Source organism: Elusimicrobiota bacterium (assembly GCA_028718185.1).
Lineage (GTDB): Bacteria > Elusimicrobiota > UBA8919 > UBA8919 > UBA8919 > JAQUMH01.
On sequence record JAQUMH010000001.1, the window covers coordinates 577080 to 591963 of the forward strand.

19 protein-coding genes are annotated in these 14884 nt (G+C 37.6%); 1 reads left to right on the plus strand and 18 read right to left on the minus strand.

The window, feature by feature from the left end; all coding sequences use genetic code 11:
• Window positions 1–16: 16 nt before the first annotated feature.
• The 16 genes from PHE88_02860 to PHE88_02935 all read right to left on the minus strand — a co-directional run bounded on the left by PHE88_02860 (window position 17) and on the right by PHE88_02935 (window position 12582).
• Window positions 17–886 carry a VIT1/CCC1 transporter family protein gene (locus tag PHE88_02860; protein MDD5686758.1) on the minus strand — a complete coding sequence of 290 codons (870 nt, stop codon included), beginning with the start codon at window positions 884–886 and terminating at the stop codon, window positions 17–19.
• A gap of 288 nt (window positions 887–1174) precedes the next feature.
• Entirely contained in the window at window positions 1175–1417 is a 243-nt protein-coding gene (locus PHE88_02865; protein ID MDD5686759.1) for an RNA-binding protein, read from the minus strand.
• 122 nt (window positions 1418–1539) lie between these two features.
• Entirely contained in the window at window positions 1540–1800 is a 261-nt protein-coding gene (locus tag PHE88_02870) for a hypothetical protein (GenBank protein ID MDD5686760.1), read from the minus strand.
• Window positions 1801–1925: 125 nt separating this feature from the next.
• The gene (locus PHE88_02875) at window positions 1926–2168 is read right to left on the minus strand and encodes a hypothetical protein (GenBank protein ID MDD5686761.1); all 243 of its coding nucleotides are present in this window, start codon (window positions 2166–2168) and stop codon (window positions 1926–1928) included.
• Window positions 2141–2308: a hypothetical protein gene (locus PHE88_02880; GenBank protein MDD5686762.1), complete on the minus strand. Its 168-nt coding sequence runs from the start codon at window positions 2306–2308 to the stop codon at window positions 2141–2143. Before PHE88_02880 ends, PHE88_02875 begins: the two co-directional genes overlap by 28 nt.
• Before the next feature lie 404 nt (window positions 2309–2712).
• Entirely contained in the window at window positions 2713–3078 is a 366-nt protein-coding gene (locus PHE88_02885) for a cupin domain-containing protein (protein ID MDD5686763.1), read from the minus strand.
• Between the two features lie 114 nt (window positions 3079–3192).
• Window positions 3193–3873, minus strand: coding sequence for a hypothetical protein (locus PHE88_02890; GenBank protein ID MDD5686764.1), 681 nt, complete (start codon window positions 3871–3873; stop codon window positions 3193–3195).
• 12 nt (window positions 3874–3885) lie between these two features.
• Entirely contained in the window at window positions 3886–5232 is a 1347-nt protein-coding gene (locus PHE88_02895; protein MDD5686765.1) for a HEAT repeat domain-containing protein, read from the minus strand.
• Window positions 5199–5570 carry a response regulator gene (locus tag PHE88_02900; GenBank protein ID MDD5686766.1) on the minus strand — a complete coding sequence of 124 codons (372 nt, stop codon included), beginning with the start codon at window positions 5568–5570 and terminating at the stop codon, window positions 5199–5201. The genes PHE88_02895 and PHE88_02900 overlap by 34 nt, the downstream gene beginning before the upstream one ends.
• A gap of 204 nt (window positions 5571–5774) precedes the next feature.
• Window positions 5775–6191, minus strand: a complete 417-nt coding sequence (locus PHE88_02905) for a type II toxin-antitoxin system death-on-curing family toxin (GenBank protein ID MDD5686767.1) — start codon at window positions 6189–6191, stop codon at window positions 5775–5777.
• Window positions 6191–6445 (minus strand): helix-turn-helix domain-containing protein, encoded by a 255-nt coding sequence (locus PHE88_02910; GenBank protein MDD5686768.1) that lies wholly within the window; start codon window positions 6443–6445, stop codon window positions 6191–6193. The genes PHE88_02905 and PHE88_02910 overlap by 1 nt, the downstream gene beginning before the upstream one ends.
• Window positions 6446–6593: 148 nt before the next feature.
• A complete protein-coding gene (locus tag PHE88_02915; GenBank protein ID MDD5686769.1) occupies window positions 6594–7490 on the minus strand; it encodes an SAM-dependent methyltransferase in 897 nt (298 codons plus the stop codon).
• A gap of 160 nt (window positions 7491–7650) precedes the next feature.
• Entirely contained in the window at window positions 7651–8307 is a 657-nt protein-coding gene (locus PHE88_02920) for a nitroreductase family protein (protein MDD5686770.1), read from the minus strand.
• Window positions 8308–8356: 49 nt separating this feature from the next.
• A complete protein-coding gene (locus tag PHE88_02925; GenBank protein MDD5686771.1) occupies window positions 8357–9559 on the minus strand; it encodes a PorV/PorQ family protein in 1203 nt (400 codons plus the stop codon).
• Window positions 9559–12102, minus strand: a complete 2544-nt coding sequence (locus tag PHE88_02930; protein MDD5686772.1) for a S8 family serine peptidase — start codon at window positions 12100–12102, stop codon at window positions 9559–9561. Before PHE88_02930 ends, PHE88_02925 begins: the two co-directional genes overlap by 1 nt.
• Window positions 12103–12183: 81 nt before the next feature.
• A complete protein-coding gene (locus PHE88_02935; GenBank protein MDD5686773.1) occupies window positions 12184–12582 on the minus strand; it encodes a PilZ domain-containing protein in 399 nt (132 codons plus the stop codon).
• Between the two features lie 287 nt (window positions 12583–12869).
• Between PHE88_02935 and PHE88_02940 the strand changes: the two genes are divergently transcribed.
• Window positions 12870–13592: a hypothetical protein gene (locus PHE88_02940; GenBank protein ID MDD5686774.1), complete on the plus strand. Its 723-nt coding sequence runs from the start codon at window positions 12870–12872 to the stop codon at window positions 13590–13592.
• Between the two features lie 17 nt (window positions 13593–13609).
• Here PHE88_02940 and PHE88_02945 read toward each other — a convergent pair whose 3' ends face one another.
• A complete protein-coding gene (locus tag PHE88_02945) occupies window positions 13610–14179 on the minus strand; it encodes an HDIG domain-containing protein (GenBank protein ID MDD5686775.1) in 570 nt (189 codons plus the stop codon).
• 133 nt (window positions 14180–14312) lie between these two features.
• Window positions 14313–14861: a flavodoxin family protein gene (locus tag PHE88_02950; protein ID MDD5686776.1), complete on the minus strand. Its 549-nt coding sequence runs from the start codon at window positions 14859–14861 to the stop codon at window positions 14313–14315.
• Window positions 14862–14884 lie beyond the last annotated feature (23 nt).

Genomic DNA, 14884 nt, shown 5'->3' on the forward strand with positions numbered 1-14884 from the left:
GGCGGGCAAGATTAATCTAAATTTGAATATTTAAGAGTTTTTTTATAAGAATACCTATAATAAACGATAGAACTGCTACACCCAAACTAATTAGCGACATCTCAAAAAATCTTTCTTTGAAAGAAATGTCTTTGGCTACAGAAATATAAAAAGTACATATGTAAATCATTAAAATAGCATCAAAAACCATCAAACCAACACTTAAATACATGCTTGAGAAAATCAAATAAGGAAAAACCAAAATCAGCATGGTAAAAATATAAACAGAACCGGTATAGATTGCTGCTTTTAAAGGATTTTTATTCCCTTCTTCTGATTTAGTAGAAAGGTATTCCGAGGCAGCCATTGATAACGCTCCGGCCATTCCGGTAATTAATCCTACCATTGCAATCAGGCGGGTATTTTTAAATGCGAAAGTTAATCCGGCGAGTACACCCATAAGTTCTATAAGCGCATCATTTAAACCCAGTACCATAGACCTGATATACTTAAGCCGTTCCTCATCTATTAAACCTATAAGTTCTTTTTCGTGTCCATTTTCATCTTTTACAATATCTTTGAAAATAGGTAAAAACTGGGATAGATTTCCGTAGTTAATTCCTGCATTCTTCTCGCCTTTCTCTAATAGTTTTATTCCGAATGTTAACCCTAATACTCTTGAAATAAACCAATATTTCAGTATTTTTAGCTTATCCGGTTTTACATCTTTATTTGTATATTCCTTAAATATGTTATAATGTTTTAATTCTTCACTTGCTATACGCCTTAAAATATCTTTATTCTTAGAATCTTTTATTACTTCTGAAAGTTTAGAATAAATAATATTTTCAGTGATTTCATTCTTCTGGGCGGTCAATAGTGAGTTAATAATGTTTTTATCTAACATAAATTTAAGTTAATTTATATTACTATTTTTCCGTTGGAAAAGCAAGGGGGGATAGAGAATAGTTAATAGTTCGGAGTTCATAGTTGCCGTTGCTGGGGCGTTGGTGGGCACCGCGAGGCGGTGCGGCTACAAATGGAGCGTTATTATAAGACGAAAAAGTAAGCAGAGCAAGCTCTGCAACTACAAAAAAACGTTGATGGATGAACTGGCTCAATATTGCAAAATGTTAAAATGCAAGCCCTGCCCGCCAACACTTTGTTGGTGGGGAGGGACTTGAACCCTTAATTTTTACTTTTTTGAACGGGCTTCATTTACTGTGAGCGGTTTACCTTTCAATTCCTTACCATTCATACCGGCAATTGCCGCCTTACCTGCTTCATCAGCCATCTCGACGAAACCAAATCCTCTCGATGCCCCTGTTCCCTTATCCTTAATAACATTTACACTCGTTACTTCACCAAAAGCTTGGAAAGCCGCTTTCAATTCCTCGTCTGTCACTTCAACAGCCATACCACCAACATAAATCTTCACTCTTCCTCCCCACCCTTTCGGGCATTTTAACAAACCATTACGGTTTGCTTTTCGCTAACTTATATACCATTTTAACCCTTTTTATCTGTTAAGTCAATTAGTATTGTGTACCTTGATTCGATTCAGGAACGATCCCGGAAAAGAGAACTCACAAGGAGGAGCAGGAACCCCAGGAACGACAAAACTATCCCAACGCTTCCAATTCCCAACTTGCCTTCGTCCAACGCCATTTTTATGTCAATCGTGCCGTTACCGGACACAGCCTTGACAATTAAGACAATTCCAGCCAAGAAAATGAGGATACCAAAGTAGGTTATAATGCTTCGTACAAAACCAGCGTGGCTCTCACCAAAAACACGTGTAAAAAAACCATTTTCATTCATACTTTCCTCCTCCTGATACAATGCTCATTGTATCTGATTACACACACTTTCAACCATTCTTTCATTCTTTTCTATAATTTACAAAATAATAGATTAAAATAACGTTAAACTTAAATTAAAATATTCTAATTTGTTTTCACTTTGTCTTCCCAGAGATCGAATTTGTTGCCTTCCGTATCCTGTATTTGTGCCCGCCATCCGCTCACACCGGTTTCTTTTTTACCGGATAGGATTTTGCCTCCGGATTTTTTCACTTTTTCCAAATAATCCGATATTGAAGACACGGGGACCACAAGTAATGGTTTTTCATCTTTTATTTCTTTGTTAACCGCCTCTTCGCTTACCGGTCCATTTTGGATTGGCTCCATATTTTTTTTGTTTTTACAGACCTGACATAAAAATATTTTTCAGCCCAACCGTCCACTTTCCAGCTGAATACTTTTTTTAGAAAATTCTTTGCTCTCTCCATATTAATAACTGGTATTTTGAAACCGGTTAATTTGCTCATAAGATTCTCCCTCGTTTTTGCTTTGTTAGTCAATAGCTCTCACGGGACCGGACTATACCGGACCTCAAGTCTATTTTTTATTTAAAAAATCTGCAGCTATCATTACATCGACCAAAATTTAACCTAGTGATTGATATTATATGGAGATTTCAGGAATCGGTCAATTATACTTGAGTATAATATCAGGATTTTACGATTTCGTGTAGAAGATATTGTCGAAGTAAACTAAGTGAGGGGTCGGGTCGTCACTCTTAATCATCAATTGGATATTTTTGCGTGCAATTTGCGTGCAATCATTTTAAATTAAAGCCGGGATTGCCGCACTCCCTTATGGTCGTTCGCAATGACAAATATAAGGATAGAAATTCAGCACCGCGAGGCGGTGCGGCTACATGAAACAAAGACTATGTGGATAAAACTTCTTCGTCTTCGGGGCGCCAGGCGGGGTCTACTATGCAGAGGAATTTGAGGTCGGTTTTGCCGGTGTTTTTGATGTATTGTTTTGTGTTTGGGGGAATGTATATTGCTTGAGAAGGAAAAACATCTTTTGACTCGTTGCCGATGTGCATTTTGCCTTTGCCTTCCAGAATGTAGTAAACTTCGGAGGTTTTCAGTTTGTGGGGTTGTGAGGTTTTACCGGGTTTAAGAACTGCGTGGGCTAAACTGTACCGGAGATTTAAGTCGGCTTTGTCAGGGTGTAAGAGTTCACGCAGGATAGTGTTATCACCGGCTATGAATGAGGGACAAGATTTTAAGTGTTTTATTAGCATTGGGTTAGCTCATAGTTCATAGTGAGTGCTAAACGCTATAGCACGCCCCACCACTAAACCGTTGGCGGGCGAGCGAGGGCGTGCGACTACAAATAAGACTTGGTTACTGCTGAATTATATTGGCAATAGGCGTAATATTTGGGGGAAAAATCTTAGGGCTAATAGTGCTAAAATAACCAGGACTAAAATAAAGCTGATAAACTGCCATATTTTTTTTTGACTTTGTTCGTGGATTAAATCTTTAAGAATTCTATTTTTTTCTTCGTCATATTTTTTCTGTAACTCTTTAAGTTCCCATTTGTGGCGTTCTTTGATTATATTGGCATCTTTTGTTTCTTCACTTATCTTGTTTAAAGGCTGGTTTCTGTATTCGAAGAATTTCTTTTCCAATGCAGCATTCTCTGCCTGGAGGGATTTTACTTTCTCCTGCCAACGAACGTCATTAGAAGACATCTTTTCATTTATATTTTGGACTTCTTCTGATTTAACGTCGATTTTATTTTTTAGTTCTTCGTATTCGTGATTTTTGTTTCTCAACTGTTCTTTGTTTAGACTATTCTCTTTTTCAAGATTCTCCAACAAGACAGAAAGTTCGTGTTTTTCGCTTTCTTTTTTTTCTAATTCCTTTTTAAAAGAGTCTTCCAGTTTATTTTTTTCTTCTGCTGTTTTAATATTCAATTCCAATAGTTCCTGTTCTTTTTTAGACAAGCTGTCCTGTAAATCTACCTCTCTTTTTTTTAGTTCGGCTTCTATTTTAGCCCACCTGTCTTTTAAATCGTCCATTTTAACAGCCATTAAAAACTCCTGTTATTCAACAATCCACATTTCCTTGGATTTGATTTCAAAAATATATTTTCTTATTTTTTCCGTTAAATTATTCGGAAATACCTGTTCGGTATTTTTCAATATTTCTATAAAACACTTGATTATTTCCTTTTTAAGTCCGGCATCTTCAGTGTTTTTTACAAAATCATACAATATTTCAATCGCCTCGGGAGATGACAGTTCACCTAACGTTTTTACCGCGCTGCTTCTTACTGAAGCATTGGGACTGTTCAGGAATACACTAAGTATGCCAAGTGCTTTTATTTTATCGTGAGTAAATAAAATCTCGGCAGCGGCTATTTTTACAAACTCATTATTGCAGTCCAGATACGGCTGTAAAGCGTCTTCGATAGCTTTTGAATCGGACACTCCGTTTAAATCCCTTTTTATTATTTCAAGTTCATCAATCATTCTTTGATTTGGCTCTTCTTCCTGTTTATAAGGCAAACTTACGGATACATCCGAAATAATCCGGCCGTTAACTTCCCTCCTGTTGTATATCTCCATATATTTACTCGACTTCTTCCTGAAGAACCACGCTGCCAGGAAAAATATAAAAAATGCAACACACATTGTAGCGAAAGTTACGAGTCCAACGGTATAAACAATATTCTTTTTCTTTACATTTACCGTGTTCTCAATATCTTTTAAAAATTTTTCTTTATCTATTTTTGCATCTTTGGCATCTTTGCGAATTTCCATGGCAAGACGGTCGTTATAACTTTTCAGTACCTCTTCCTGCCTTTGCAGCCTGGATTCCATTAATTCAAATAATCTTTCTATACGTTTAGTTTCCTGGCGGGACTCAACCCCGGGAAGAGCTTCCACGCCTTTAATTACATGTTTCTTGGCGATATCATACATTTCTTTGTAATCTTTGTCTTCCGGGTATAATTTAATCAGTTTTTCCAGATAAACTATTGATTTCTGATAATCCTTTTGCCCGACATAAAGTTTTTGTATAATTTCGCTCAGGCACAATCCCATAATGTTTTTTGCTGATTCGGAGTTTTGCAGTTTTAAACCGCTTTCAAAATCATCAATAGCGCCGTAGAGATCGTCTTTGTTATATTTATCGCCTGCACGTTTAAAATAAGCTTCTGCAACATTTTTCTTTATTTTCGCTAAATCTGTTTCACTTTTCCCGGATTTAGCCGCTTTAGCAATATCTTTAGACGCACCTGATAAATCTTGTTTGTTGTATTTTTCAGTTGCGGTTTTTAGATAGTTATTTACATCAGTTTTGGAGTGTACTGCTGAATTGTTAAAAATTAGAATGGATGCTGCACAAATTATTATTTTTTGAGCAGTTTTTCTATTATTGACCATATTTCGTCCACTTTATACGGCTTCTCTATGAATCCGGCTATAGCAGTTTTATCGGATGCATTAAAAACCCTGTGAATGTCTTTGTGGGACGTACTTACTACTACGGGTATATTTTTTGTTTTTTCGTTTTGTTTCAATTTGGAATTTAAAGTAAATCCGTCCATTTGAGGCATCATTAAATCCGTTAAAATCAGGTTTGGAAGATGTTCTTCTACTTTCTGTAAAGCTTCAACTCCGTTTTTAGCTTCAAGCACTTCATAACCGGCTATTTCTAAAACTTCTCTTAGAAGTTTTCTTGTTTCCTCAACATCATCAACAATTAAAATTTTAACAGCCATATTTTTTTACCAAATTATTGAATGTTCCGGCAAATTAAAAAATCTTCAAATATTTTGCTTTTTCACTTTACGGTAATTAAAACGCTGTTTTTCAAATGGTTCCCAATTTATAATTTAATTATATTAATATTACGCAAAAAATCAAGAAAATTCATACTCGTTCGGTGCTGTAGCTCCGAACTCCGTGTGTTAATCCCTGAAATTCTACAGATTTACTATATACGTTTTTAAAAATTTTTCAATTGCTTTTATAGTTTCATCTTTAAGTTTTGACGGGCTTTGGGCAATCCAGATGGTAAAATTATAAAGTTCCTGAGTATTTACTTCCAACCATTTCATGTTTTTATGAAAAAACACAAACATTGTTGTCATTGCAATTCTTTTATTACCATTTTGGAACGGGTGATTCTTAACCATAAGATAAAAAAGTATGCTTGCTTTTTCAATAAGAGAAGGATAAAGAGATTTGCCGGAAAAACTTTGAAACGGTGTCGCAATGCAACTTTCTAATTTATTTGGAAAACGAGTGGAGAAACTGGGTATCGGCTCATTAAAAGACATTATTTCTTTCGCCAACCGGAACGAAAGATATTCCACTTCTTTTATTGTGATTTGTTTCATTATTCTCTACCCAGGAGTTTAAGCACTTCCCCATATTCCTTTACTGTTTTCCGGACGGCAGTATCAATTTCTATTTTGTCCTGTGAATTTAATTCTTTACCAAAGATATTATCAATTAACTTTCTATTTATAGCGTAATTCCTACCAATTTTTATTGCTTTAATTTCTCCTTTTTTAACTTTTTTATAAACCGCAATACGCGAAATGCCCATAATCTGGGCAAGTTTTGGTATAGTAATATATTTATCTTCCATTGTAATCCTCCCTTGTTAACTCCATTTACCATATTAACCTATGTTAACCTACTATAGACAGATTAACATAAAAATTAAGAAATGTCAAGTTTTTTATTATAATACCGGATCCACACCTGTTATGCATAATAATTACGTATCTTGTCCTTTACTTTAACCCGGCAATCGCTAAATGAAATCTCCAGTTTTTTCTTACTTTCTTAAATTTGCTCCTGTTGTTTTCATTTAGATATTTATTTCCAATTTCTTCGTCATTCATATCTTTTTCGATTTTGAATCCCCTGTTTTCAAACCAACCTGGGAGTTCTTCCGGCTGCCATCCGAATTTAAACGGTTCTTGTTTTTGTACACCGATTTTACTAATCAGACGGCTAATTGGATTTTCTTTTTTTATACTTTCTTTTTGAAAATATTCAAACACCAGAAGAGAATCCTTACTCATTAAATTTGATAATACCTGCAAGGTATTACTAACGGCTTGTTCTGTAAGGTACATTATGACACCTTCCCAAATAATCAATGTTTTCTTATTTTTATCAAAACCTGAATTTTTAAGAACATTCCCTAAAAGGCTGATTTCGTTTCTTTCAAAATCCCACTGGATATACCTGACATTAGAACTGCTCATTCCTAATTCTTTCAAAAAGCGTCTCTTGCTATTCTGAGTAGCAGGGTGGTCGACTTCAAATACGGGAATATCTTTCAGCTTGTTTTTTAATGTCTCTGCCCGGAAATCATATCCGGCGCCTAAAATTATTAATTGTTCGCCTTTTTCTTCAACAAATTTCAATAATATATCATCGATGACTCTTGTCCGCAGTTTTATCCAAAAGACACTTAATATTGCCGGGCTGAACAAACCAAATATTTTCCAAAATATATTAGGGTATTTTTGAATCAGGTTAATAATTTTTTTTGCTTTGCCATGGACTAATTGTATTCCAACCGGGTTATTGCAAATTGTTTCATCCCCGACCGGAATATTAGCTATACTGCGGCAAACAGCTACCCAAATTGCAGTTTTACTGGATTTATTGTCTTTCATAATAATAAGTTTAAAGACGTCCGAAGTCCGAGGTCCGAGGTCCAATGTCATGATACCTGATGAAAAAGACATGAAGCAAGAGACAGAGACAAAGACGTCCGAAGTCCGAGGTCCGAGGTCCGAGGTCATGACACCTGATGAAAAAGACATGAAGCAAGATTTAAGATTTAAAATAACTTTTCGAGGGCCAACCTACTGTCTGTGCAAAGAGCACAATCTGCTCTGTCCGCAAATTTAACATTGCTACAAGACTCGCCTTTTGGCAATTATGGAACCAGGCTGCCAAACCTTGTGAGGCAGCGAATAAAGCAACGTTACCTGCAATGAGACCTGTATCGACATAATAATAAGATTTCTGTATCTCGGGATTATACAAGCCCGGCTCCTGAAACCCTGCCTTACTGAATTTATCAAGGTCCACGACATAAATAATACGTACCGGAGCGTTTGCACCGGCATTACCCTGTCCAGAGTTGATAGCCATCTTACGGAAATCTCCTGCTCTAACGGGAACGAGCCGGTGAGGAACCGCTTCGTAAAGATAGAGTCCTTCCTGCATAGCGACATAAATATCTATTTCCTGTGAATTACTGGCTGATGCGGCTGTTCTTCCACGAGTCCCGAATGGTCCTTTCTTACGGTTTACTCCGAATGCCGCCCAGAGAAGATTGGACAGTAACTGTACAGGAAGTTTTCTGTCGCTAATAGTGCGGACGGTACTTCTTTTTTTAAGCGCCTCCATTACAGTTTTACCGCCGGTATGTTTAGGATTGGGGAGCTTGATGGGGTTTAATTCGTGTACTATTTTACTTTTCATTTTGATTCTCCTTCCGGTGATTTGAGGCAGGGTTGTATTTTCTTTACTGTTATTCGTTTTCTTCTTCAGGCATGAGTTGTTTACATCTTTTTATTTTATCAATTGACTGTTTATGGTTAGGAAGAAACATTAAAACTTTTTTAAATTCAGCCATTGCACCTTCATAATCCTTATTTCCCATAAGCTGATTACCTTTATCGTAATATCCCTGTACCTTAATTTTAGTTTTAGCGTCCAGCATTTCTGACCCTTCTACATATTTATTAGGGTTTTTCTGCTGTGCTTTCTCTTCTTTTGCCTGTGATTCAGGAATCAGCTCAGAATGTATCGAGTAGTCTTCCTCAGCTGTATTTTCAGCGCCAAATTTGAAACAAAACCCGATATTATGAGTGAGCCCCAATTCACCCATTAAAGACAGGGCGTAATCAACAGAAATATTATTTTGAGCAACCCCGATTCCAAACGACAACGTGTCCTCGTCATAGCCAATTTTATAACCGGTCCTTAAAAAATATGTATCTTTAAATGAAAACTCACAGCCAACATTTTCTTTGAGCTTAGTATCGTTTTGTTTCGATATGTCAAAATCAGCGACCATATTATAATTCGGTTTTTCAATCAGCCAGTAGGAAACACCTGCTTTTACAGTTAGCGGCAAAGAAAAACTTTTATCCTGATATTTTAATTTTGTCCCTGCATTCAACAGCGATAGTCCGACCCCGAATCCCTCCCCGTTATACAGCAAGCCTGTGTCAAATCCCAATGCGGTGGAATTGAATTCCTGAACCAGCGTGGATTTAAGAAATTTAAAATTTAGCCCTAATGAGATTTTGTTTATTGTGCGGGCATAAGATAAAGTGCCGAGATAATCACTTTGCGCATTTACCGTTTCCGAATTTTCGTTCAGGTCAATTAACTCAATATTCCCGGCAGAATAATACAGTATGCTGCAGGCAAGAACTCCTGCTTTTGTAACAGCACCGTAAGCAATTGAACTAAAATTATCTTCTGCAATTCCCCGCCTGTAAAATAACGATAATTGGTTGTTTTTCATTGACGCGATACCTGCAGGGTTGTAATGGACAGATGATAAATCGCCGTCACAAGCAGTGTAAGCCTCAGCCATACCGGACGCTTTCACGCTGGCAGGTAAAGAAAAAACAACACCCCCGGATGTACCCGATCCTGACGGGTAAATACCTGCAGGGGACAGAATACAAAGTAAACAAAGTAAAAAGAATAATTTTTTCATTATCGTACGATTGCGGTTTTTTTCTTTACATCAACACCGGAACCTTTTACATGAACAAGGTAGATGCCGGGAGCAACTTTATCATCGCCTGAATTTTCACATGCCCAGCTGACTATATTTTCAACTCCCGATACGGCGTCTACAGTTTCTTCCCAGACTAAATCACCTTTAAGCGTATATATTTTTATTTTCACCGTACCATTTGAGGCAGGCAGGAACCTTATTTTAGCTTCTTCACCCTTATCGGGTTGGATATAACCTTTTACACCGCCGAAAACCTTGGCATCACCGGGTAAAATAATTATATGAACGTCAGGTGCATCAACCGGGGTTGTTGGTGTGCCTGTCGCCGGAATACCGTATTTATTTTGCGCTTCGAGATAATAAGTATAGTTGTTACCGCTTGCTAATGAACTTGCTGAATATGTATATTTTCTTCCTGCTGAATATGTATTTGTATCTGCTGCTGTCATTGTGAAAGGTGAACCAAAAATCTCAACACTATTTTTTTTAATGTGAAGTTTGGGATATGTAGTTTCAGGTGCGATGTTATTTGGATCGGTATATTTTACTCTGAACACAAATGTTGTCGATGTGTTACCCATGTCGGGATACAAACCGCCGGCGGTGTAATTTGGTTCGCCGGTAAATGATAATACGGGTGCAGAATTAAGAAGTTTGACGGAATTATATGCATTTATCCTGCCGCCGGTAACCAGCTTGTCGGCAAGTCCCGATTTAAAATCTACACCGTCCAGTATTAACGCCCTCAGCTGTGCGACTGTCAGGTTAGATTTCCCGGACAACAGCAAACCTGCCAAACCCGATACATGGGGTGCAGCCATAGATGTACCTTGCTCATATGTATAATCATAAGAGGCAATTGACATCTGTTCCCGGGTAACCGTAAGATTATCGATGTAGACACCGTCAGCAACATTAACTGAATCAGAAAAAAATCCGAAACCAAAATACCAGCCTAACTCTACTACGGCGGTAATTGTTGATGCAACGACAGAACCCCCGCCGTTTGAACCGGTCCATGAATCAGTACCTAAAGCCTGCCAATCTGTTTTATCAGGTGATAGAACTGTAAACAGATAATCGGCATCCTGCTCAAGATTATATTTAATGAAGAAATTAAGCATATATCGGCTATCTTTTGTTTTTGGAATAAGCGAATCATACCCTACCCATGATGCTGTATTATTTGAGTAATTTCCGGCAGGACTATCTGTTAAACTATTCGGCGCAGTTGCAGAAAAAGAATTAGTTACCGCCCAGCTGCTAAGTACACCGCCTCTTGACCAGCCTGAAGGTACTTGCCCGACAGTATCAGTATCAAAATTTTTAGAGTATATGGTGAGAGGTGCACCGAAACTAAATGTCGGTATAGTGCTGTAAATATTTACACCGGGTGCTGCTACATCTACTTTTGTTAAACCGTAATTTGAAAAAACCGCTAAATTATCATTCTGGTCCGTTGCTGCAACTGAAATAATATTGTCAAGTGAATAATTTGCCGGGTAAACTGAATTTGAATCATTGTTAGTACCGTCATTTCCTGCTGCTGCTACAAATAAAACCCCTGCATTACCGGCCGATGATATTGAATCACGAAGTAAATCACCCGGTGCGTCGGTTCCTTCGAGACTAGCCCAACTGGCATTTATCACCTTGGCGCCTTTAGCAACGGCATAATTTATAGCGGGGATAGCTTTATCTGTAGTCATCATCCCGGAAACTCCCATGATTTTTAATGCCATAATTTTCACATTCAAGCATATACCGGTTATGCCGGTACTATTATTACTAATTGCTGCTATAGTGCCTGCAACATGAGTGCCATGTATGTTAAAATCAGTGGGGTCATTATCATTATCGGAAAAATCCCAGCCGTTAACATCATCTATATAACCGTTGTTATCGTCGTCGATTCCGTTACCTGCGATTTCTCTCGGGTTAATCCAGATGTTTGCTGCCAGATCAGGATGCTGAAGTGCAACACCGGAATCTATAACTGCAATAGTAATAACGCTTGTACCGGCGGCTATATCCCAAGCTTCGGGCGCATGTATGTCGGCACCCGCCGTACCGGCAACACCATTAACAGTCTGACCTGTATTATGAAGTCCCCACAGTTTTGTAAAATCAGTATCGTTAGGAGTAGAACAAAAATGATATAAATAATTCGGCTGGACATATTCCACGTCCGGGTTCAGGCGGTAACCGGCAACAGCATCCTCTACTGATTGCCCGGCTGCGATTTTTATACGATAGACTAATTCTTTTTTTTCGTGCGTTGCAAAGAAAGTACTGATTCCTGAAAAACCCTTAACAGCATGAAGTGCCTTAACCTGAGAACTGCTAAATCCTTTTCTATACTTTACAAGTATTTCACCAGGAACATAATCCTGAAAACTTATGCCCTTTGACTTCAGCGGTGATTTCTGCTGTGCGTTAATTATCCGGTACCCGCCGGAAACTGAAACAGCTATCAACAGAAATAATAATAATATAATTGCTTTTATGGGTTTTTTCATATTAAAAATTGGCAATATTCTCCTATTATTCATAATTAAGCATTGTAACTCAAGAATTTGGTTTTAAAGGTATGCAGAAATTTATTTGGAATCATTTTTTGGGATTTGTTCGTATCTTTTTGTTTCCATAAACATTCTAATAATACGGTTCTGCTCTTTCAACTGTTCAATAACAAATTTCCCAAGTTTATTTCTGGTAGGATTGTCAATTTGCGTGAGTTTGATTCCATATTCATTATTCTTTATCATATGGACAACTTTTCCGAAAAACTCACAGTCAACTCCGGGAGAAAGCAATAGACTAAATTTGAGGTTTTCACCTATCGAGATTTGCTCGCTAGTTTCAAGAGAAATTCCGACTAGAGATAAATCCACAATTCTTCCTTCCATATTTTTGTCCAATTTGCTTTGTAACGAAAAATTGCACGGGAGGTCCAGCATTACCCTGACAAATCTTCTCTGTTCTTCACATTTATGCATGTTTTTATTATATAAACTTTTCCAAAAAAATCAATAGAAAAAGGTGTCCGAGGTCCGTGTGTTAATCCAATAGGTAACTCCAAGTGATTATCCCTCGCTTACGCTCGGGATCATTTTTTTGGTCTCCGGTAGGGGACTCTAAGATGATTATCCCTCGTCTACGCTCGGGATCATTTTTTTGATCTCCGGTAGGGGACTCAAAAAAATAGATTTTTATTGCTTTTTTAGGGTTTCTTAATATAATTATTACGGCAACTATATTTAAACGAAATAAGCGGGAGGGATGTATGACTAAACAGTTTGTTGCGGTTCTTTTGTCTGTTATGATCAGTTCTACTCTTTTTGCAGCAGATATCATCCATTTGAAAAATGGTGATATACTGAAAGGCAAAATCATAGGAGAAGGCGGAGACACGTTTAAAATAGAAATGGAAAACCAGTCTAAGGAAATACAAAGAAAAGATATAGAAAAAATTGAATGGGAAAGCAAAAAAGAAAATACGGTAAAGGAAACTAAAAAAAACAAAAGTAAAACAGTTAATACCGTAAAAATCGCGCTGGATTTTGCCGGAACTAATCATGTTACAACTGTAAGCGGCAGCACCGGCAAAACTCATGTAAGACCGGGTGTTACACTGGCAGGTGAAACGTTATTGTCCGTACATAATAATATCAGATTAGGCATGGGACTGGCTATCGAATTCCCTCGTGTACAAACCGGTGCCGGGAAAGATAATTTTATGTTTTTGCCGTGGTACGGGATAGTACAAGTAAGCGATTTTAAAAAGAACGGGATAGCCCCCTATCTTACCATGCACCTTGGTCTTGCGGCATTTTTCGGGAGTGATGTTTATAAAGATTCAAACGAACAGAGGTTCCCGGGTTTCTACTTCGCAACAGGGATAGGAGCAGTTTCTAAAAAGAAGAATTTACAGGCAGAGTTATTATACGCAATGCATTCTTATACAACCTATAACACATTAAGATTATCTGCCGGTTACAATTTCTAAGAATGATTTGAGGACATCTACAAACCTAAATCTGAGCTTATTTTCTGCATGGCTGTGAGGCAGATTTCCGCAAACTGATCAACAGTAAAACCTATCTTTTCACATTCCCTTATTATGTCCCTGTCTACTGATGCTGCAAAAGATTTTTCTTTCATCCTTTTTACTATTGACTTGGGCTTAACGGAAGCTATTTTCTTGTCAGGATAGACAAGCGTTGTCGCAATTATTATACCTGTTATTGTCTCGCCGGCGGCAAGCGCATGGTGAAATTTTGTCTCTCTTTTCAACCCGTGCGCCTTTTCGTTGTGTCGCTTTATCGTATCGATTATAACATCATCTACATTATTTGATTTTAATATTTTTTCCGTCTCCAAAGTATGCGTATTCAAATCCGCATTGACAATTTCCACATCGAGGTCGTGAAGCAGTCCGGTAAGCGACCATAATTCCTTGTCTTCGCCAAGTTTTTCCGCAAGGTCCGACATGACAATTTCTGTCGCTAAACAATGTTTTATCATATTCGGATTTTTAATATGCTGGTTTAGTAATTCAAGTGATTTTTCCCTGCTAATACCGTATTTTGACATTTGGACCTCCGGAAAAAAATATTAAAAGATTGAAAGATTAAAAGATTAAGGATTATCCGCCCCGCCACTATTGCTTTGGCGGGCAAGCACTATTACTTTGGCGAGATTAGACTTTTCGCATTCTGCGTAAAGTCTAAGGTTTTGAAAACCATTCACCGGTAGTTTTTGCAACCGACAATTTCATTCCAAGATTTTGTCTTCTGGCTGGAATCATATCAACTATATCAAGACAACAGGTATTCAGGATTCTTTCCATAAGGAATACACACAACGGCGCACCTCCGCCACCGCCTCCGGCAACACATATACCCAATACCTGCTTGCCGCTAATGCCTTTCTTGCCGAAATCATGCCTGCATGTACGGCGAAAACGGTCAAGGAATGTTTTAAGACTTTCACTCAAATCAGAAAAATAAACAGGTGTAGCAATAACAACTTTATCGGCATTTTTTAAACTATCTACAATTGCTTTGAAGTCATCATCAATTATGCACTTGCCTTCAGTTTTACATATACCCCAACCGGTGTCTTCACACTGGCGGCAATGTTCAATTTTTTTCTTTGTCAAAAATATCTTTTCGCATACAGCATTATTCTTACCCGCGCCTTCTAAGAAAGCGTTGACAAGCGATGCTGTCTGCCCGATTTCGTTTCTACTCCCGATTAATACGACAATTTTCATACTTAGAACTCTACTGTTTTCCG

Coding starts and splice junctions, on each gene's coding strand:
- PHE88_02870 (MDD5686760.1), bottom strand. CDS start 1,800: ATGAATGAAAATGGTTTTTTTACACGTGTTTTTGGTGAGAGCCACGCT.
- PHE88_02905 (MDD5686767.1), bottom strand. CDS start 6,191: ATGAAACAAATCACAATAAAAGAAGTGGAATATCTTTCGTTCCGGTTG.
- PHE88_02930 (MDD5686772.1), bottom strand. CDS start 12,102: ATGAAAAAACCCATAAAAGCAATTATATTATTATTATTTCTGTTGATA.
- PHE88_02915 (MDD5686769.1), bottom strand. CDS start 7,490: ATGAAAGACAATAAATCCAGTAAAACTGCAATTTGGGTAGCTGTTTGC.
- PHE88_02900 (MDD5686766.1), bottom strand. CDS start 5,570: ATGGCTGTTAAAATTTTAATTGTTGATGATGTTGAGGAAACAAGAAAA.
- PHE88_02940 (MDD5686774.1), top strand. CDS start 12,870: ATGACTAAACAGTTTGTTGCGGTTCTTTTGTCTGTTATGATCAGTTCT.
- PHE88_02895 (MDD5686765.1), bottom strand. CDS start 5,232: ATGGTCAATAATAGAAAAACTGCTCAAAAAATAATAATTTGTGCAGCA.
- PHE88_02910 (MDD5686768.1), bottom strand. CDS start 6,445: ATGGAAGATAAATATATTACTATACCAAAACTTGCCCAGATTATGGGC.
- PHE88_02950 (MDD5686776.1), bottom strand. CDS start 14,861: ATGAAAATTGTCGTATTAATCGGGAGTAGAAACGAAATCGGGCAGACA.
- PHE88_02880 (MDD5686762.1), bottom strand. CDS start 2,308: ATGAGCAAATTAACCGGTTTCAAAATACCAGTTATTAATATGGAGAGA.
- PHE88_02890 (MDD5686764.1), bottom strand. CDS start 3,873: ATGGCTGTTAAAATGGACGATTTAAAAGACAGGTGGGCTAAAATAGAA.
- PHE88_02945 (MDD5686775.1), bottom strand. CDS start 14,179: ATGTCAAAATACGGTATTAGCAGGGAAAAATCACTTGAATTACTAAAC.
- PHE88_02920 (MDD5686770.1), bottom strand. CDS start 8,307: ATGAAAAGTAAAATAGTACACGAATTAAACCCCATCAAGCTCCCCAAT.
- PHE88_02875 (MDD5686761.1), bottom strand. CDS start 2,168: ATGGAGCCAATCCAAAATGGACCGGTAAGCGAAGAGGCGGTTAACAAA.
- PHE88_02885 (MDD5686763.1), bottom strand. CDS start 3,078: ATGCTAATAAAACACTTAAAATCTTGTCCCTCATTCATAGCCGGTGAT.
- PHE88_02935 (MDD5686773.1), bottom strand. CDS start 12,582: ATGCATAAATGTGAAGAACAGAGAAGATTTGTCAGGGTAATGCTGGAC.
- PHE88_02860 (MDD5686758.1), bottom strand. CDS start 886: ATGTTAGATAAAAACATTATTAACTCACTATTGACCGCCCAGAAGAAT.
- PHE88_02925 (MDD5686771.1), bottom strand. CDS start 9,559: ATGAAAAAATTATTCTTTTTACTTTGTTTACTTTGTATTCTGTCCCCT.